Source organism: Rhodococcus sp. IEGM 1306 (assembly GCF_036541985.1).
Taxonomy (GTDB): domain Bacteria; phylum Actinomycetota; class Actinomycetes; order Mycobacteriales; family Mycobacteriaceae; genus Rhodococcus_F; species Rhodococcus_F qingshengii.
In genome coordinates this window covers 46,005-64,173 of record NZ_JAZHFF010000001.1, presented here as the reverse complement: position 1 = coordinate 64,173, position 18,169 = coordinate 46,005, and the positions used below count along the sequence as shown (strand labels likewise).

The window sequence follows — 18,169 nt, the reverse complement described above, 5'->3', positions numbered from 1 at the left end:
AACTGACGCTCAGGGCATCTCGATGGTCTGAGCACGTGCGATTTCGCCGATTGCACGAATGATGTACGCGCTCTGAGCTTTCTTCACTCCGGTCGACAAACTCCCGATGACCAGAACCGCCGAACGCAGGTACGCGCCGTGCCCGATACGGAACGAATCGTCTTCCAGATCCGAGATCCCGAGCGCCCCGGTGTAGACCGCAGCGAGCGCCTGCACGTCCAGATCCGGCAGCCACACGATCGTGGACTTGGCGCAGGCGGTGAGCGCATCCTGCACGTCCTCGCTGGACAAGCCGTCCGGATGCGTGTCCTCGAGCAATTCGCGCACGATCGCCGCGTGAACCGAGCTGACCTGCTCGAAAGAGAGCCCGCGCAGTTCCTCGACAGCCACGAGTAGTCCGTCACGATTTGCCGCCCGCACCGCGGCGAGTGCGTCGGCCGTGGCATCGGCGATGTCACGGGCGACCTTCGGCCAATGCGTCGGCCAGCTCTGTTCTGGCGTCCGCTGTTCTGGCGTCATCGTGGTATCTCCTCGGTCCTCGTGTTCATGCGGAAGCCTTCCACATCCCACCGACAGGCCAGGCGATCCGTCAGCGCAGCCGCTCCAACAAGGACATTGCGTTGTGCGGCGCAAAGCCTTTCATGTCGTTGTCGAAGTAGACGTACACGTCGAGGCCCTCGTCCATCCAATCCCGAAAGCGCTTGGACCACTTGTCCAGAGCTTCGTCGGTGTACCCACTCGCATACAGTTCCTTGTCCCCGTGCATCCGCACATAGACAAAATCGGTAGTAGGAGTGGTGATGCGGGGATACCTGCCGGCTGTGTCTGCGACGACAAAACCGATGGAGTGCTCGCGCATCAGGTCCACGGCTTCGTCGGTCTCGAAGCTGGCGTGCCGCGCTTCCACCGCGTAGCGAATCGGCACGTCCCTCTCGGTCTGGGCGAACACTCGGTCTTCGGTGAGTTTGTCGTCGTGCTGTGCTGCCAGATCGGCTGCAGCCTGCGTGGTACGGGGAAGACCGTCGAAGAAGTCGGCCAATCGCTGCGATTCGAACTGCAGCGTCGGAGGTAGTTGCCACAGAATCGGCCCGAGCTTGGGGCCGAGGGCGAGCGTTCCGGCGGCAAAGAAGTTGGCGAGTCCGTCACGGGCGTCGAGCAGCCGTTTCATGTGTGTGATGTACCGGCCGCCCTTGATCGCGAACACAAAATCTTCGGGAGTTTCGCTGCGCCATTTGGTGTAGCTTTCCGGCTTCTGCAGCGCGTAGAACGAGCCGTTGATCTCAATCGACGTCAATCTCTCTGCGGCATAAGACAATTCTTTGCGGTGAGCAAGACCTTTCGGATAGAAATCTCCGCGCCACGCGGGATACGTCCACCCGGAGATACCTACCCGAATATCTGCCATCGATTCAGACTAAGCGGCACTCGAGCGTTTTGGCACTCCGTGTTTCAAACTCCGGCGCTGAGCGCGACGGATACCGGTACGACGGTCAGGCACACCACCGCACCGATGAACAACGCGATCACGAGGCGACGGTCCCACTTTCCGCGTGCACCACTGGCAGCGAGCATGAAGATCACAAAACCTACACACACGGACACGATAGTCACGATCACCGGAGTTCCAACCATGCCGTGATTGTCCCCTACCCATTGCCACCGAGCGCCCTACGGGTACACGATCGAAGTACCCATCCCGAGCTAGGAGTGGAAATGCCGAAATACCTCTGGCAAGTGACGTACTCACCCTCCGGCGCCGCCGGTCTGCAGCAGGAGGGAGGCACTGCGCGGCGCGACGCGATAACGCGAATGGTCGAAAGCATCGGTGGCACTGTCGAATCCTGCCACTTCGCACTGGGCGGTCACGACATGTTCGTGATCGGCAACCTGCCGGACGACGTCGCGGCAGCCGCATTGAGCATTCGCACGGCTGCGGCAGGTGCAGCACGCTCGGAGTCGATCACACTGCTCACGCCGGAGCAGATCGACGAGGCAGTCAAGCGACCGACCGACTACCGCGCGCCGGGCAAATGACGACGGAAGGAATAGATCCCGGCAGCAGCCGAGTTGCACCCGCTGTGACGGAGACTACGAAAACACCTGACCTGGGAACCTACGGAATCTGGCGAGGAGCGGCTGGTTTGCCGCCCGAGCTGGGAACTGCGATCGAGAAACTCGGTTTCGGCACCATCTGGATCGGCGGCTCCCCACGCGCCGATCTACGGATCGCCGAGAAACTTCTCGACGCGACCGAGCACATCACCGTGGCAACCGGAATCGTCAACATCTGGTCCTCACCTGCGGCTGAGGTGGCGGAGTCCTATCACCGACTCGAAGCCGCGCACCCGGGTCGATTCCTGCTCGGCGTAGGCGTCGGACATCCGGAGGCTACCGGCGACTACACCAAGCCGTACGCCTCACTCGTGTCGTACCTCGACGAACTCGACGCGGCCCAGGTCCCGGAATCGCGGCGCGTCCTCGCCGCACTGGGGCCGAAGGTGTTGAAACTGTCCGCCGCTCGCGCCGCCGGCGCGCATCCGTACCTGACCACCCCCGAACACACGGCCGAAGCTCGCGAAATCCTCGGCCCTTCGAAGATCCTGGCCCCCGAGCACAAGGTTGTCCTGGAAACCGATCCGGAGAAGGCCAGAGCAATCGGTCGCCCCGCCGTCGCCAACCCGTATCTGTATCTGCGCAACTACACGAGCAATCTCGAGCGCCTCGGTTTTGCGCCCGAAGAGTTGGCCAACGAGGGGAACGATCGCGTCATCGACGCCCTGGTTGCGCGGGGTACCGCGAAGTCCATCGCGGATCGACTTCGGGAGCATGTCGCGGCGGGTGCCGATCACGTTGCGATCCAAGCACTTCCCGCCGAAGGTGATCCGATCGCGACCTACGAAGCACTGGCCGCCGAACTCTTCGACTGACCGGGCAACCCTTGACTTGGATAAGTAGTGTCCGAGTATACTTGGACACTACTTATCCGAGTAAAGGAGAAAAACATGAAGATCGTCATTTTCGGAAGCGGACTCATCGGAAGCCAGGTCGCCGCCAAGCTCGCTGACGCCGGGCACGACGTGAAGGCGCTCGGTCGCGGCGACGGGATCGACATCACCACCGGCGCAGGTATCGCCGAGGCAGTCGAGAGTGCCGACGTCGTCGTGGATCTGACCAATTCCCCTTCGTGGTCGGACGACGACGTCTTGGCCTTCTTCCGCGACGGAACCGGCCACATCCTCGCCGCGGAAGAGAAGGCAGGCGTCGGGCACCACGTCATACTGTCCATCGTGGGTGCCGATCGACTGCCCGATTCCGGGTACATGCGAGCCAAGGTCGCCCAGGAAGACCTGGTCAAAGCGGGCCCGACCCCCTACACGATCGTCCGATCGACCCAATTCTTCGAGTTCGTCGCCGGAATCGCCGACGCGGGAACCACCGACGGCGCCGTCCACGCAACGCCGGGACATCTGCAACCCATCGCGTCTCGAGACGTCGTGTCCCACGTCGCCGAGGTAGTGACCGGCGCGCCGCAAAACGGCACGGTCGAGATTGCCGGACCCGAACCGCTGGGCATCGACGAACTGGTCCGGCGCTTGTTCCTCGTCACCGGCGACAAGCGTTCGGTTATCTCCGATCCCGAAGCCGGCTACTTCGGCGCGAAACTCGACAACTCGGCACTGACCCCGACGCCCGGTGCAGATGCATGGATCGCGCCGACAACATACGACGCGTGGCTTGCCGAGAAGGCCTGACGTCGACAACTCGAGCGACGTCCGGCCCGCACCGCTTTCCGCGGCGTCGATAGAGTCCAATCATGAAGCTTTCCGGAGGCGTGGAGTGGTCACTCCACTGCTGCGTGGTTCTGAGCCAGTCCGAGGGGCCGGTACCCACAGCCAGACTCGCCGAACTTCACGGGGTGTCGAAGACATACCTGGCGAAGCATCTGCGAGCGCTCGCGCACGCCGACCTGGTCAATCCGACCGAGGGCCGAGACGGCGGGTACGTTCTCACCCGGGCTCCCGAGAAGATCACCGTTCTCGACGTCGTACAGGCCGTTGACGGCACCGAACCTGCGTTCCGGTGCACGGAGATTCGACAGCAAGGAATCCTCGCCGCTCCACCGGAGCAGTGCCGTTCCGCCTGCGGAATCGCCAAGGTCATGGCCGACGCCGAAAAAGCCTGGCGCGCATCGCTGTCGGGGGTCACTATTGCAGATCTTGCTGCAACCCTGGACCTTCCGGCACTCAGAAAGATCCTGACCACACCGATCACACCCTAGAGCAGCCCACACCCCACGAGACGGCAATCCATCGTTCAACTATCGGGTACCTTGTTCGGGGATCAAATCTTGACGAAGAATCTTCCGGGAATTTTCGCAAGATCTCGGAGGGGGTTTCATGGGAGTCAGTGGCGCTGCGGGGTTGGGGCAGAACATTCGTCAAACAACTGGACTGTTGAGTCGCTGGTGGTCTCTTGCGTACGACGGCGAATGGTTCCCGAGGTTCCTGGCTGCTCGATCGATGTTGGGGACAGCCAGGGTGGTCGTCACCTTTTGGTGTGCTGTGTTCGTGGCACTCGCCGTACTGGCTCAATTCGTGAAGGGTGGCGCAACCGAACTCCCTGAACGGCTCGCGGCGGGCGCAGCATGCCTGATCGCGCTCTACTGCATGATTCGCTGGTCACTCGGACGGTCTTGGCCGAGTCACCATCAATCCGTTCGTTTCGTTTCGCTCACCAATATCTGCTTGTCCTTGATACTTCTCGCCGGAATCCATTCGAGCTTCCTGGCATTGACCGGCACCGTTCTGTTCGTGGTCGTCGCGAACTATTCGTCGGTATTCCACAGCCCTCGAATAGTCACAGCACAGATCACCGGCGCGCTGTTCGTCGTTGCGCTACTGACAATTCGAGCTGTAACCGATCCGGATACCGACTCTTCGCTGTCGGTGTCCACTGGATTCGTCATCGGGTGTGTTATCGCTTCAGCTTCGATGACCGTGCATTTCCTCGTCCTGTATTTGACCGACGACGCACGACACTCTTGGCGCGATCCACTCACCGCTGCACTGAATCGACGTGGGCTGCACAATGTCTGGCAACAGTTGTTCGGTGTCGGCGAACTCCAAGGACACGTAGTCCTTGCGGTGGTGATCGATGTCGATTCGTTCAAGAGCGTCAACGACAAACTGGGTCACGCGGAAGGCGATCGGATGCTGGTGACAGTCGGCCGGCGCCTGAACTCGGTGGTCGGAGAGGTCGGGCTGGTTGCGCGGACTGGCGGCGACGAGTTCGTGATTCTCATGCCCGTGGAGCCACGTCGCATCGAACAAACCGTGGTGGACATTCACAATTCGATATCGCGGCCCGCCGGCCGGCAGTCGATTTCCGTGAGCGTCGGAGCCAGCGTGTGGCTGTCCTCGACAATCCCGGACGCTTCGGGAACCATCGATCGGATTCTTGCCGATGCCGACAACGCGATGTATCGGGCGAAACGACGAGGTGGAGACCAGGTAGCTTGGGCAGTAACGCATCTGAGCTGAATCGACACGATTACCTGTCGATCGAATTCAGAGCGCCGCTTCGCTGTCGTTCGCCGGATCCAGCTGATCCTGGGTTGCCGCCCAACTCGCCAAGAGTTTGAGTGCGTCAGCCGTGGGCGTCCCCGGCGCCGCGGTGTAGACCAGCAGTGTCAGCCCGGGATTGGACGGCAGTTCCATCGCCTCGAAGTTCAGCTCCAGGTCTCCGACGACGGGGTGACGAACCTTCTTGAATCCCGTCCGATGAAAGCGCACATTGTGTTTCGCCCACCGGGTGCGGAATACCTCACTGCGAGTGGCAAGTTCACCGATGAGCTCGGTCAACGCCTTGTCATGAGGATTGCGCCCCGCTTCCGAGCGGAGCATCGCGGCGATGTCGTCTGCCGCGCGGTCCCAATCCACGAAGAAGTCCTGCGATGCCGGGTCCAGGTACACGAACCGGGCGTTGTTCGCCGGCCTACGTGGATCGGCCAACACCGGCGAATACAACGCGCGCGCCATACGATTGGCCGCCAGCATGTCGTGCCTGGCATTACGTACCCACGCCGGCGCGTCGGTGATGGCGTCGAGTATCTGCTGAATCGCCGGGCTCACGCCCTTGGGGGCGGGCCGCTTTCTACTCGGTGCGCCTGCACTGGCGGCCTTCGCGAGGTCGTACAAGTGGGCAGTTTCGGCTTCGTCGAGTTGCAGTGCTCGGGAAAGGCTTTCGAGCACCGAGTCCGACGCTCCCGCCAGATTTCCGCGTTCCATGCGCACGTAGTAGTCGATGCTCACACCGGCGAGCAGAGCGACTTCCTCACGGCGCAACCCCTTGACGCGACGGTTTCCGCCGTAGGCCGGCAGCCCTGCCTGCTCGGGTGTGATGCGAGCACGACGGGAGCTGAGGAATTCGCGGATCTCGGCTCGGTTGTCCATGCAGTTCACGTTACTCGAGCGGAGAAGACCGAGGGAGGTACTGCCGTTACCTGGAACAACAGACACTCCCGCGCCCGCGAGGCGTGGCGTTGACTGATTGCAGTCGACCGGTCCACGCCGAAACGTCGACTTCGAAGCACGCGACACCAGAAGCAAGAGGGGACACCATGCGAGCAACCATCATGTACGGCGCCGGAGACGTTCGAGTCGAGACCGTGCCCGATCCGGCACTGCAGCAGCCGACGGACGCGATCGTGCGGGTCGTCAGGGCGTGCGTTTGCGGCTCTGACCTGCACCCGTACCACAACATGCCGGCCACGCCCGGTGGTTCCCCGATGGGCCACGAATTTGTCGGAGTGGTGGAAGAGACCGGTCGCGAGGTGTCCACGTTGAAGAAGGGCGACTTCGTCATCGCCCCCTTCGCCTGGTCCGACGGGACGTGCGACTTCTGCCGCGAAGGCTTGCAGACGTCTTGCCGACACGGTGGATTCTGGGCCGGAAACGGGATCGGAGGCGGTCAGGCAGAGGCCATCCGAGTGCCGTTGGCAGACGGCACCCTGGTCAAGGCGCCGGTCGGTGAGGATTCCGAACTCCTACCGTCACTGCTCACACTCTCCGACGTCTTCGGCACCGGCTATCACGCGGCGGTCAAGGGTGGCGTCAACCAACGCACGACGGTCACGGTCATCGGCGATGGAGCCGTGGGGCTGATGGCAGTGCTCTCCGCCAAACGCCTCGGCGCCGAGCGCATCATCCTCATGGGGCGCCACAAGACCCGCACGGATCTCGGTCTCGAGTTCGGAGCCACCGACGTGGTTGCCGAACGTGGAGACGAGGGCATCGAGAAAGTCCGCGAACTGACCGGAGGCGACGGCACTCATGTCGTCCTCGAAGCGGTAGGTCACATGCCTGCCTACGAGCAGTCGCTCGGAGTTGTCCGACCGGGCGGCATCATCAGCCGAGTCGGAGTACCCCAATACGAAGAAGCTCCAATCGGATTCGGGACACTCTTCGGACCCAACATCACACTCACCGGTGGACCGGCCCCGGTGCGCGCGTACATCGAAGAGCTGATGCCGGATGTGCTCGATGGAAAGATCGAGCCGGGCAAGGTCTTCGACCACACCGTCGGACTCGACGACGTAGCGGAAGGCTACCGAGCCATGGACTCCCGTGAATCGTTGAAGGTCCTCGTCCGCCCGTAGTCCACCACTTGCGAAAGTCCACCACTTGCGAAGAAGATGCGCGTGACCCACATTGCCACCCGTCCTGTTGCCGGTCGCATCAATCCCACCGCGATCCTGGCGATCATTCTGATCAGCTATTTCATGATCCTGCTCGACAATTCGATCATCTTCACCGGGCTACCCAGCATCCAAAGCAGCATGGGTTACTCGGCAACCGGGCTGTCCTGGGTCCAGGACGCCTACACCCTGGTGTTCGGCGGGCTTCTCCTGCTGGGTGCTCGTCTCGGGGACATCTTCGGCCGTCGTCGCGTATTCGTGGCCGGTCTCGCGATTTTCGCGATTGCGTCGTTTCTCGTCGGGGTCGCGCCGAACGGTTGGTGGCTCATCGCAGCGCGCGCTCTCCAAGGCGTCGGAGCAGCAGTGGTCGCCCCGGCGTCGCTGTCACTGCTGACCGCCAGTTTCCCGCCCGGCCCGGAGCGAACGCGCGCTGTTGCCTGGTACGGCGCTGCTGCGGGAATAGGCGCCAGCCTCGGACTCGTGATCGGCGGCGCCCTTGCCGACTGGGTGTCTTGGCGCGCAGGCTTTTTCATCAACGTTCCGATCGGTATCGCGATGATCGCTCTCGCTCCCCGGTTCATTCCGGAAACCGAGCCCAACTCCGGACGTTTCGATGTGGCCGGCGCTGTTCTCGCCACACTCGGGATGACCGCGCTCGTCTTCGGCACCGTCAACTCGGCCGAAGCGGGGTGGACCTCACCGATCACCGTTGCGACACTGGCGGCCGGGGCGATACTACTGACCTTGCTCTTCCTCAACGAAGCGAGAGCGGAGCAGCCGATCATGCCACTGAGGTTGTTCCGTAGCCGGGAGCGATCCGGGGCGTACGCCGCCCGAATGCTCTATCTGGGTGCCATGATCGGATTCTTCTACTTCACGACTCAGCTACTCCAAGGCGTCATGGGCTTCAGCGCGTTCCAAGCAGGCATCGCCTTCTTCCCGATGACGATCGTCAATTTTGCTGTGGCGATGCTTATTCCGCGACTGACACCGCGATTCGGAAATTCCGCAATTCTGTCGGTTGGCATTGCCGTCACCCTAGCCGGGATGGCGTGGCTCAGTCTGGTCCATCCCGGCAGCACGTACCTCACTGCGATAGCACTTCCGATGATCTTGATCGGCGCCGGACAGGGGTTGGCTTTCGCCCCACTGACTTCTGCTGGCATCTCCGGGGTACAGGCCGAAGATGCCGGTGCCGCATCAGGATTGGTCAACACTGCACATCAACTGGGCAGTGCTCTCGGACTCGGCATCCTCGTCGCAGTCTCCGCGGGCGCCGGATCCTCTGCCGACGACGCTACAACGGCACTCACCGATCACGTATCAACGGCTCTCACCGCAGGCACCGCCCTGCTCGCCGCTTGTCTCGTCATCGTCCTCGCACTGATCGTCCCGGCTACGAGAACGCGAAGTACCGCAAAGCAATTCGACCAGGAGAAAGGAAGCCGAGATGTCGCACTCGTGGACCGAGGCTGAACTGACCAAGATCGGCGACGCCGAGGAGTTGCAGGTCTCCTCGTACCGCCGAGACGGAACCGCAAGGCCGTACGTCACGATTTGGGTTGTCCGTACCGACAACCAACTGTACGTTCGCTCGGCCTACGGAACCGACAACCCGTGGTTCGTCCGAGCAACGGCAAGTGGAACGGGCCGAATCCGAGCAGGAGGAATCGAGCGGGACGTGGCGTTCGAGTCCGCCGCACCCGATGCCCACTCGTCGATCGACTCCGCCTATCACACCAAATACGACCGCTACGGCCCGCAGATCGTCGGCTCCGTCACCGGCCGCGCCGCCGCACCCAACACCATTCGACTTGTTCCGCTGACGCAGAACTGAACCGCCCCTTTCGATTCCGAGGAGACCTCATGGAAATCTTGAAGCCCCAGCCCACCAGCAAAGCACCCAGCGACTGGTTCACCGGCGACGTCTGGTGGGACGTCATCTACGCCGGCCAGGAGCCGTCGAGGATGCGCGCCAACATGGTTCGCTTTGCACCGTGCGCGCGAACCGACTGGCACTCCCATGCAGTCGGACAGACCCTCCACATCGTCTCCGGTACCGCGCTGGTTCAAGCTCGCGGCGGCGAGATCGTCGAAGTCCACCCGGGTGAGACCGTCTACACCCCAGCGGGAGAGGAACACTGGCACGGCGCGGCACCCGACCGTTTCATGAGCCACCTCGCACTGTGGGAAGGACCCGGCGACGGAGGCACCGAAACTACATGGGGCGACAAAGTCACCGATGAGGAATACGGCGGTCCCCGCGCCAAACGTCGTTGAGACCGGACACCTCTCAGATACGGCGCATCACGGAAACAACTTTGCCCAGGATGACCGCGCGATCGCCGTCGATGACGCTGTATGCGGGATTGCGAGGCTCGAGGTACACGTGACCGTCGCGACGCCGGAGCACCTTCACCGTGGCCTCGCCGTCGATCATCGCGGCGACGATCTCACCGGAATGAGCTTCGTCCTGGCGGCGCACCACGACGACGTCACCGTCACAGATCGCTGCGTCGACCATCGACTCACCACGCACCCGAAGTCCGAACACCGTGCCGGAGCCGACGAGCTCGCGAGGAAGCGCAAGCACCTCGTCGGCGTGCTCCTCCGCGAGGATCGGCGCGCCGGCCGCGATGTCACCGACGACCGGAACCGTCACCGTATTCGACGACGACTGTTCCTTCGCGCCTACGAGGAACGGCCGCACGTCCAACTGCCGAGCCATGGCCGCTCCCCTACGGAGGAAGCCCTTCTCTTCGAGACTCTTGAGGTGCTTGGACACCGTCGATGTCGAGCGCAGACCAACCGCGTCTCCGATCTGCCGTGTGCTCGGCGTGCACCCGTTGGCAGCCACGAGATCCCGGATGGTCATCAGAATCTGCTGCTGGCGGAGCGGCAGGGAGGAGGCGTCGAGGCCACCGAACATGTCGAGATCGTCGTAATCGGTCACGATGAGAATCGTAGTGAGGGGTCCCGACATCCAGGCCAGGCAGTCGGAGTCTGCCAGAAACGGCACAGGCAGTTTGTTTCCCGAGCGGCGCATGGCACGCTGAGCTGATGGAGCCTCTCGAACCGATGCGCCCGGTCAGTGTTCCCGCCGACACCCATAAGTCGACGCCGATCTGGAAGTCGGCACCGGTCACTTTGGGAACGGTGGGTGTGTTTGCCTACGCATTGATGTCCGCGAGAACCGGCGTCGTCGAAGTTGCACTTGGCGCGGCGATCGCGATCGCCGGCGCCGCCCTCTACTGCATGTCAGTGATGCGCACGATCAGAGAAAACTCGTGCAGCCGCGTACCTCTGCTCGGAACCCCACCCGTCTCGCCCCGTGACGTCGACCTGCTCGCCGGGGCCGGGATGCCCTTGATCATGGGCGGATCGTTGCTGGCCATACGAGCAGCGGGATGGACCTGGCCATATCTCTATCTCGGACTACTCGCCGTGATCATGGTCGCTACCTATGTTCTTCCCGTGGTGGTGCACAACCGACGATTACGGAAGCGAACTCACCGATCGGAAACCCCGTGACGCGGGTACGTCGACGCAACATCTCCAGCACATTCTCCGACGTCCCCACTGGTACGACCGGTCCATCCCCCGGTGGAGCCGACTATGCGCTGGCGACCTTGCTATCAGGCACGACAGCAATATCGACCTTGCTGAACTGCAGCACACCGTCTTCGATCTCGGCGTCGTGCATCAGCTTGCGGTCGCGGTAGTAATTGTTGACCACTTTCCACGCACCGCGGGCACCCTGACGCGGCATTTCTCCGTCGCCGCGCTGGATGTAGCCCGAGGTCAGGGCTCCGCCCATGAGAGATTCTTCGGCGAAGTCCTCAGGTTCGGCGTGAACCTCGAAAGTCGTGTAGTCGCGCTTACGCATGATCTTGAGTACGCGACACAGATAGGACGCGGCCAGGTCGGCCTTGAGCGTCCAGGATGCGTTGGTGTAGCCGAGGATCATCAGGAAGTTCGGGATGTCGGAGTAGAGCACGCTCTTGTAGGCGACCGTCTCGTTGAGCTTGACGGGCTCGCCGTCGATGCTCATGGTCGCCCCGCCCAGGATCTGTACGTTCAAGCCGGTCGCCGTGACGATGACGTCGGCCTCGATTTCGCGGCCCGACTCGGTCACGATGCCCTTCTCGGTGAACGTGGCGATACGGTCGGTGACGATGTCGGCCTTGCCGCTCTTGAGCACCTTGAACAGGTCCCCGTTGGGAACCACGCACAGGCGCTGATCCCACGGGTTGTAGTTGGGGGTGAAGTGACGCAGGTCCACGTTCTTGCCGAGTTGCAAGCGGATCTGGGTGAGGAACAGCTTCTTCGCCAGCTTCGGATTGGTGCGTGAGAGCTGAAAGCTGGCGCGTTGCAGTGCGATATTGCGGGCTCGACCGATCTTGTAAGCGATCTGGTCGGGAACGCGCGCAAGCTTGAGACCCTTGGCAACAGGGTCCTCGGACGGCAGCGCCTGGATCCACGTGGGCGAGCGCTGCAGCATGGTGACGTGACCGGCGGTGGGGGCCATCGACGGGATCAGGGTGATCGCGGTGGCACCGGAACCGATGACCACTACCTTCTTTCCGGTGTAATCGAGATCCTCCGGCCAGTGCTGCGGGTGCACGATCTGACCGCGGAAGTCGTCCTCACCGGGGAAGGCGGGGCGGTATCCCTTGTCGTAGTTGTAGTAACCACAGGCGCCGACGAGGACGTTCGCGGTCCACGTCTCGGTCTCCCCCGTCGCCTCGACCAGGACGGTCACGGACCACTGTGCAGTCGCGCGATCGAAGTCCATTGCCACGACCTTGCGGCCGAAGTTGATGTGGTCGGTGACGCCGTATTCCTTGGCGGTTTCCTCGACGTAGTCACGGATACTGGCGCCGTCTGCGAGCACTTTGGTTCCGATCCACGGACGGAAACCGAATCCGAAGGTGAGCATGTCGGAATCCGAACGGATGCCGGGATACTTGAACAGGTCCCAGGTGCCACCGATGTTCTCGCGGCGTTCGAGGATCGCGTAAGTGCTTCCGGTCTGCTCACGAATGAGGTGGCAAGCCGCGCCGATTCCGGACAAGCCAGCGCCGATGATCAGTACGTCGACATGCTGTGTCATGAGGAAACTCGTTTCGTCGGTCGTCGCGAAGCTACTTCTGGCGTCGGCAGTGACCGAGAACGATCGGCCGGTTCAGGCCGGGTTCCCTAAGGTCAGCGCCAATGAACAGGGTATGTGCAACTGACGGTAACAGTCAATATCTCGACCCGGCCGCGTACGGAACATTGAGGCGCGACGCACCGGCCTCGCGGAAACTCGATCGAGACGCCTGAATGCCTCGAGCCATTGGGGAGTCGTTCACGTCGTCGACGGAACGCCTAATGGCTCGTCTACGCGGGATACTCATCGCCCAAATATTCAGCGCCCTAGCATAATTCGAAGGTCCACGATCAGGTGTCGAACGCGCGAGTTTCCATGGGAGGACGGGCAACTGCGATATCGCCGTAACCTTCGTGCGCATCAGCGGAAAGGTCACTGCGATAGCTAACCTGCTGACGAAACCACGCTGAAAGCAACGGTTTTGGTTCCGCAGCGAAGAGAGCGGGCGGAGTGGACCTCCACCGGAGATGTAGTCGCTATGACACTCTCCAGCACAGTCACCCTGTACACCACTCATAGCGATCGAGAGTTCGCCAATGCAATCGCTGCCGGAATCAGCGCCAGGGCTTATTCCGAGCCACAAACCGCAGACATGAGCCTGTTAAGGCATCACACCAGCGATCACGGTAGAGCGCTCGTTCTCCTACCACTCGGGGGCGTCGATTGGCAGGTGAAGGAGCTCTCCGCGCTCGAGGGATCGGTCCTGGTCGGCGATCTCAGTAGCGGCAACTCCATGATTCGGGGGCTCGCAGCGGGCGCCCACGCCGTGCTCAACTCTCAACTGCCATTCGCATCCCTGCTCGATGAGCTGCAGGCCGCGATCAACCCCAACTCCGCTCGGTCTGCACACGACAAGTCCTCGCTCGTACAACGCATCCGGTTGCGCACCGAAGAATTCGCACGAATCAGCAGTCTCACCGATCGCGAGTTCGAGATCGTGGGCCTTCTCTACGGAGGCTCGAATGTCGACTCGATTGCTCGAACCGCCCACATCGCACCGACCACGGTTCGCGCCCACATCCGAAGCATCCTGCAACAACTGGGGGTGCATTCCCAGCTGGAGGCATGCGCGATGCTCCGCCGCTCTGGTCACGACGCACGCAAACACCCACTGGAACTTCGGATCGGACGCTTCTAGCAGGAAGTGCCCCAGACACACTCGCTGAGATGGGGTGCCGCCCCTGATCGAACTGGACCTTCGAAAAGATCGTCAATTTTGACGATTCGATGACGCGCCCGGACGTCGAATATTAGGTCCTACACGACACCGAAGACACGAGTGAACATCGAAAGGTGCATTCAATCAATGGAATACACACGCACAGTGCCGCGGCATCTTGTCCACAGACATGCTGTTGCCGAGGTTTTCTTGACGGACTACCGGATCGAATCGGACTCGGCGTACCAGGTTGCTGTGCAACTCCCGGTCTCGCACCGGATATTCGACGTATCGAGCGAGCAACACGATCCGCTCGGGGTGGCAGAAGCATTTCGACAGGCAGTGGTGCTTCTGTGCCACACCCGATACGAGATTCCACTGCACTACAAGTTCGTCATGGAAACGTTCAGCTTCGAGATGCTGGACGCGCTCGACGTGCAATCAGTCGCGGAGCCGTTGAGTTTCTCGATGACAGTGGACAACCTCACTCATCGCGACGGAGCGGTTTCGGGGGTCGAAGTGTCGGGGATCCTCAGCGAGGGCAACCGGCACGTCGCCAGATGCAACGCTGTTGCGCGAGGAGTCAGCCCCGAGGGATACCGTCGAATTCGGCAAGGACGAGAAGACCACCGCCCGAGCCGACGCATCCTTCCTTCCGGAGCCGCGGTGGTCGGATCGGAGCGAGTCGGACGCCTAACCGATGGAGATGTGCTCATCAGCACTGATCCTGCTCGGCACGCGATGTTCTGCGCTCCCGATCCGCGCAACCACTCCCTTTTCGACCACCCCGTCGACCACATCCCAGGAATGATTCTTTTCGAGGCCGCCCGACAAGCGCTCCGATTTCACATCGGCAACCCAGCAACAAAGATCGCCTCACTCTCGGCGGTCTTTCCGAGGTTCACTGAATGGGAAACGCCGTGCGAGGTGTCAACGATCCCCCTTGACGCGTCGGGCCATGTGCACCGAGTTCGGTTCACTCAAGAACTGGAAACCACCGCGGAACTCGAAATTACAGTTGCGGACCAATCATGAGAGGGAACGAACACGTTCTTCTCGTCGCGTCTACCACGTCAAGCGCTCGGTGCTTCCCACTCTCTCGGTGCAAGCGCCGCCAGTTGCATGACGTGCGCCAACTTGTCCTCGCGGACGATCGTTGGCAGCACCAGGTTCCACATCTGACTCAACCGCTCGTACAGATCGGTTCTGCCCGTCAGCATTTCCGAGAGAATCTGCACTCCGGTGAACGACCCCACCACAAATCGAGCCAACGCGTCTATATCGGTGCCCGGGACGATATCGCCGGCTTCGGCCGCTTGGGTTGCCACCTGCTTGATAGCCTCGATCCAATCGAGGTACGGCTGTTCGATGGGGCCTTGAATACTGCCGATCTCCATCGTCAACCGCATGCCACCTCGCGCGATGGGCTCGGTCACAAGCTGCCGAGCCATCTCCTGCGAAACGAGCACCAGGGTTTCGACCGCGATGTCGGAGTGCGCAGCAACCCGCCGGGTACCCTCCATCGCCATACCGTGCTGCGCTGCGATGACCGCGTGCGCAAGCTCCTCCTTGGACGCGAAATGAAAATACATCGCCCCCTTCGACACACCCCCGTGCTGCAAGATCGTGCCCAAACTGGCGGAGTACCCGAACTTCTCGAAGCTCTTCGCAGCACCCAAAATGACGGCCTGGCGCGTCAGGACAGCACGCTCCTGCATGATCTACCCAGCTCTCGTTGCCGACGGAATGAATCTCAACGATACGTCGAAAGAGCCCGCAGCAACGCTCTCGACACGGACACACCGTGACGACTCTGGTACTCGGGGCCACTGGTTTCATCGGCTCGGCAGTGATGAAACAGCTGGTTTCCCGCCACGGAAACGCTGCAATCGGTTTCGTTCGCACGGCCACCGCAGCCAAACAGTTCGGCCGTGAAGGAATCGCCACCGTGATCGGCGACATCAACGAAAGTGCTTCTCTACGAGTTGCAATGAGTCAGGCGTCGACCGTCATCTGTTGCGTGTCGTACGTGGGCGACGACGAACAACGGTGCGTTCACGTCAACCAACACGGCGTACAGAACGTTGCGTCGATGGCCGCCACCGTCGGCGTCGAACGCTTGCTCTACGTCAGTACCGCGGCCGTGTACGGGCCGGGACCGTTTCGAGACTTGCCGGTCAACGGCGCACCTCTCAGCCCCTTCTCACCTGCCAGTCGCACGCGCGCTCTCGCCGAGAAGTTCGTGCGCGACGCCGGAGGCCTGGTCGTCCGGCCGCATCTCGTGTACGGACCCGGCGACAGATGGTTTCTTCCGACACTGACGCGAATTGTCTCTCGCCTCGACTCGATCATCGACGGCGGTAGCGCTGTCCTGTCGGTAGTCGACGTAGACCTACTCGCCCGATCCATCTACGAGTTGTCGATAGAACAGCAATTTCGCTACGGCTCAACACTTCACGTCAACGAGCCTGTCCCGCGGACAGTCATCGACCTTCTCGAGCAACATGCGCGGGAGACCAACTGGACTCTGCCCCAGAACTCTATCCCCCGCGCCGACGCGGTGAAAGCTGCTGCCCAGCTGAGTCTCGACATGCACCAGATCGACATGATCAGCCTCGATCACTGGTTCCGGTCGAGACTGTACTGATGGCACACGGATCACTCTCGCCAAAACACCTGTCTCCCAACCTTTTCAGCCCTCTCCATTGTTCAGCCTCAGCAATCAATACGACCTATTTCGCAGTCACTACAGGCAAACAGAGAGCTCTGATCGACGAAAACCACGGCTACACAAAGACGGCAGTGATCGCGCACACCAAAGAAGCGGCGTTCACGCGACTGGCAGCAGCCTGGGGCTCCCTTCCGTCCGCCTTCGCCGCCGAATGCAGTGTGTGGCGATCATGTCGTGCGCGACGGGACCGTCGGGATTTCCGACATCAAAGGAGAAAGTTCTCCGTCTCAACGACCTCGGCTACCGTCATCTGAACCAGAAAACGGGAGAACAGATGCTCACTGCGGATATTTTGCTGTCGGGCCCGCGCGGACGCCGGATGCTGCTCGCGTATGCGATCGACGCCGAACGCGCCCTGCGTCCCGAGCCAGGCGACGACATGTTCCGCATCAACGCTCACCGGGCGGCGTATCACCTCGACATCGGACAAGGAACCTCCCAAGTGTTGTTCGGCCCGGGCGCCGAAGAGGCCCGGCAGACCATAGTCACCGCGGAGGGCGTGGCGCGCAGCCTCACGGAAATATCGCTCCCCGACGTCACCGCCGTCGATCTACGCTCCGCCCTCGCAGAAGCGGTCGATGCGGCGCGTTACTGGCAGGATCCCGACGGAGAAGACGTCCTCGTCGCCACCGAAGTTATGCGAGATGAGCTTCGACGCGTCGCCGAGCACATCGCCGGCTCCGAATGCGCGCGGTGGTGGTCAACCTCGCTCGCCTCATCCGACCAATGGTCGATTCTGAGCAGAGGTGAGGAATCTCCGGACACAGACGAAGTGCCTGCTGCGCAACAACTCCTCAGCGAGTGGCGCACGAGCACCCTGGAATCGGAAGCGAGAGCTGAACGTGACCGCCCGGTGGACCCCGCGGCGAACTGGTCAGGTTATTGGTGGTCGAATCCACCCACTCAGGGTTCGACGAGGGCGCTGTTCGACGGGACTCCGGCGGGCTTGTGGTTCGTCGAAGACAGCATGGGATGGGAACGGGTCGTCGTCCGAGCATTGCGGCCACCGACTGGCGCACGCATCTACGAGATCGACAGCGCGCAAGCCTGGTCGGAGCTGTGCAGACGGTTCCCGCTCGAGGTCACCGCAGAAACGCGGCAGGTTTGGTATCGGACTACCGGCCGATCAGGCAGGTGGGTCATCCCCGACTGGGTGCAGGTCGCGGAAAGATTTGAGGGAGTGCACCTTACCGTGACGGGATACCTCGCGGCAGCAGGAACCGCGATCGAGGTCGATACCGAGACGGCGAGCGTCATCGCGGGCTGGGCACCCGACGAAACATACTGGTTCACCGATGCTGCCACCTACATTTCCGAGCCGTGTGCTTGGGTGCTGCACGACGGCCCGGAAGTGACCGACCAGCCCGCATGGACGCTGGAATCGCAGCAATGACCCGCACGTGAGGGTCTGCTAGGCATGAGGTTCCGTGA

Annotated in this window: 21 protein-coding genes; 14 read left to right on the top strand and 7 right to left on the bottom strand. The window is 61.8% G+C overall.

Annotated elements, in window-relative coordinates:
* Window positions 1-9: 9 nt before the first annotated feature.
* The 3 genes from V3587_RS00335 to V3587_RS00325 all read right to left on the bottom strand — a co-directional run bounded on the left by V3587_RS00335 (window position 10) and on the right by V3587_RS00325 (window position 1,632).
* Complete coding sequence (locus V3587_RS00335) at window positions 10-519, bottom strand: hypothetical protein (protein ID WP_030536492.1); 510 nt, start codon at window positions 517-519, stop codon at window positions 10-12.
* A gap of 70 nt (window positions 520-589) precedes the next feature.
* Window positions 590-1,405: a DUF72 domain-containing protein gene (locus V3587_RS00330; protein WP_058226655.1), complete on the bottom strand. Its 816-nt coding sequence runs from the start codon at window positions 1,403-1,405 to the stop codon at window positions 590-592.
* A gap of 44 nt (window positions 1,406-1,449) precedes the next feature.
* On the bottom strand, window positions 1,450-1,632 hold the full coding sequence (locus V3587_RS00325; protein WP_003940600.1) for a hypothetical protein: 183 nt from the start codon (window positions 1,630-1,632) through the stop codon (window positions 1,450-1,452).
* An 81-nt stretch (window positions 1,633-1,713) separates the two neighbouring features.
* Between V3587_RS00325 and V3587_RS00320 the strand changes: the two genes are divergently transcribed.
* From V3587_RS00320 to V3587_RS00300, 5 genes are all read left to right on the top strand, one after another.
* The gene (locus tag V3587_RS00320; protein ID WP_007729728.1) at window positions 1,714-2,034 is read left to right on the top strand and encodes a GYD domain-containing protein; all 321 of its coding nucleotides are present in this window, start codon (window positions 1,714-1,716) and stop codon (window positions 2,032-2,034) included.
* A gap of 44 nt (window positions 2,035-2,078) precedes the next feature.
* A complete protein-coding gene (locus V3587_RS00315) occupies window positions 2,079-2,927 on the top strand; it encodes an LLM class F420-dependent oxidoreductase (protein WP_030536489.1) in 849 nt (282 codons plus the stop codon).
* A 75-nt stretch (window positions 2,928-3,002) separates the two neighbouring features.
* On the top strand, window positions 3,003-3,752 hold the full coding sequence (locus tag V3587_RS00310) for an SDR family oxidoreductase (protein WP_099697090.1): 750 nt from the start codon (window positions 3,003-3,005) through the stop codon (window positions 3,750-3,752).
* A gap of 62 nt (window positions 3,753-3,814) precedes the next feature.
* Window positions 3,815-4,279: an RrF2 family transcriptional regulator gene (locus tag V3587_RS00305; protein WP_063315611.1), complete on the top strand. Its 465-nt coding sequence runs from the start codon at window positions 3,815-3,817 to the stop codon at window positions 4,277-4,279.
* A 118-nt stretch (window positions 4,280-4,397) separates the two neighbouring features.
* Complete coding sequence (locus V3587_RS00300) at window positions 4,398-5,540, top strand: GGDEF domain-containing protein (protein ID WP_064687805.1); 1,143 nt, start codon at window positions 4,398-4,400, stop codon at window positions 5,538-5,540.
* Between the two features lie 27 nt (window positions 5,541-5,567).
* Here the strand turns inward: V3587_RS00300 and V3587_RS00295 are convergent, their stop codons facing one another.
* Window positions 5,568-6,452, bottom strand: coding sequence for a helix-turn-helix transcriptional regulator (locus V3587_RS00295; protein ID WP_218679947.1), 885 nt, complete (start codon window positions 6,450-6,452; stop codon window positions 5,568-5,570).
* Between the two features lie 167 nt (window positions 6,453-6,619).
* Between V3587_RS00295 and V3587_RS00290 the strand changes: the two genes are divergently transcribed.
* From V3587_RS00290 to V3587_RS00275, 4 genes are read left to right on the top strand one after another with little or no spacing between them, the layout of a single operon-like run.
* Window positions 6,620-7,657, top strand: a complete 1,038-nt coding sequence (locus V3587_RS00290) for a zinc-dependent alcohol dehydrogenase family protein (protein WP_075834558.1) — start codon at window positions 6,620-6,622, stop codon at window positions 7,655-7,657.
* A 42-nt stretch (window positions 7,658-7,699) separates the two neighbouring features.
* On the top strand, window positions 7,700-9,172 hold the full coding sequence (locus V3587_RS00285) for an MFS transporter (protein ID WP_042447232.1): 1,473 nt from the start codon (window positions 7,700-7,702) through the stop codon (window positions 9,170-9,172).
* Window positions 9,147-9,533: a DUF2255 family protein gene (locus V3587_RS00280; RefSeq protein ID WP_007729735.1), complete on the top strand. Its 387-nt coding sequence runs from the start codon at window positions 9,147-9,149 to the stop codon at window positions 9,531-9,533. The genes V3587_RS00285 and V3587_RS00280 overlap by 26 nt, the downstream gene beginning before the upstream one ends.
* A 29-nt stretch (window positions 9,534-9,562) precedes the next feature.
* A complete protein-coding gene (locus V3587_RS00275) occupies window positions 9,563-9,976 on the top strand; it encodes a (R)-mandelonitrile lyase (RefSeq protein ID WP_007729736.1) in 414 nt (137 codons plus the stop codon).
* A gap of 13 nt (window positions 9,977-9,989) precedes the next feature.
* Here V3587_RS00275 and lexA read toward each other — a convergent pair whose 3' ends face one another.
* Window positions 9,990-10,679 carry a transcriptional repressor LexA gene (gene lexA, locus V3587_RS00270; RefSeq protein ID WP_174519486.1) on the bottom strand — a complete coding sequence of 230 codons (690 nt, stop codon included), beginning with the start codon at window positions 10,677-10,679 and terminating at the stop codon, window positions 9,990-9,992.
* A 77-nt stretch (window positions 10,680-10,756) separates the two neighbouring features.
* Here lexA and V3587_RS00265 point away from each other — a divergent pair, with 77 nt between their 5' ends.
* Window positions 10,757-11,227: a hypothetical protein gene (locus V3587_RS00265; protein ID WP_283375989.1), complete on the top strand. Its 471-nt coding sequence runs from the start codon at window positions 10,757-10,759 to the stop codon at window positions 11,225-11,227.
* An 82-nt stretch (window positions 11,228-11,309) separates the two neighbouring features.
* Here V3587_RS00265 and V3587_RS00260 read toward each other — a convergent pair whose 3' ends face one another.
* Window positions 11,310-12,809, bottom strand: a complete 1,500-nt coding sequence (locus V3587_RS00260) for a flavin-containing monooxygenase (RefSeq protein ID WP_003940522.1) — start codon at window positions 12,807-12,809, stop codon at window positions 11,310-11,312.
* A 517-nt stretch (window positions 12,810-13,326) separates the two neighbouring features.
* On the opposite strand from V3587_RS00260, the gene V3587_RS00255 reads away from it, so the two are divergent.
* Window positions 13,327-13,986: a helix-turn-helix transcriptional regulator gene (locus V3587_RS00255; protein WP_283375988.1), complete on the top strand. Its 660-nt coding sequence runs from the start codon at window positions 13,327-13,329 to the stop codon at window positions 13,984-13,986.
* Between the two features lie 168 nt (window positions 13,987-14,154).
* Entirely contained in the window at window positions 14,155-15,042 is an 888-nt protein-coding gene (locus V3587_RS00250; protein WP_065351495.1) for a ScbA/BarX family gamma-butyrolactone biosynthesis protein, read from the top strand.
* A gap of 38 nt (window positions 15,043-15,080) precedes the next feature.
* On the opposite strand, the gene V3587_RS00245 is transcribed toward V3587_RS00250, so the two are convergent.
* On the bottom strand, window positions 15,081-15,725 hold the full coding sequence (locus tag V3587_RS00245; RefSeq protein ID WP_003940238.1) for a ScbR family autoregulator-binding transcription factor: 645 nt from the start codon (window positions 15,723-15,725) through the stop codon (window positions 15,081-15,083).
* Window positions 15,726-15,811: 86 nt separating this feature from the next.
* On the opposite strand from V3587_RS00245, the gene V3587_RS00240 reads away from it, so the two are divergent.
* On the top strand, window positions 15,812-16,654 hold the full coding sequence (locus V3587_RS00240; RefSeq protein ID WP_065351496.1) for an NAD-dependent epimerase/dehydratase family protein: 843 nt from the start codon (window positions 15,812-15,814) through the stop codon (window positions 16,652-16,654).
* A 358-nt stretch (window positions 16,655-17,012) separates the two neighbouring features.
* The gene (locus V3587_RS00235; protein ID WP_050656070.1) at window positions 17,013-18,131 is read left to right on the top strand and encodes a hypothetical protein; all 1,119 of its coding nucleotides are present in this window, start codon (window positions 17,013-17,015) and stop codon (window positions 18,129-18,131) included.
* The last annotated feature ends 38 nt before the right edge of the window (window positions 18,132-18,169 follow it).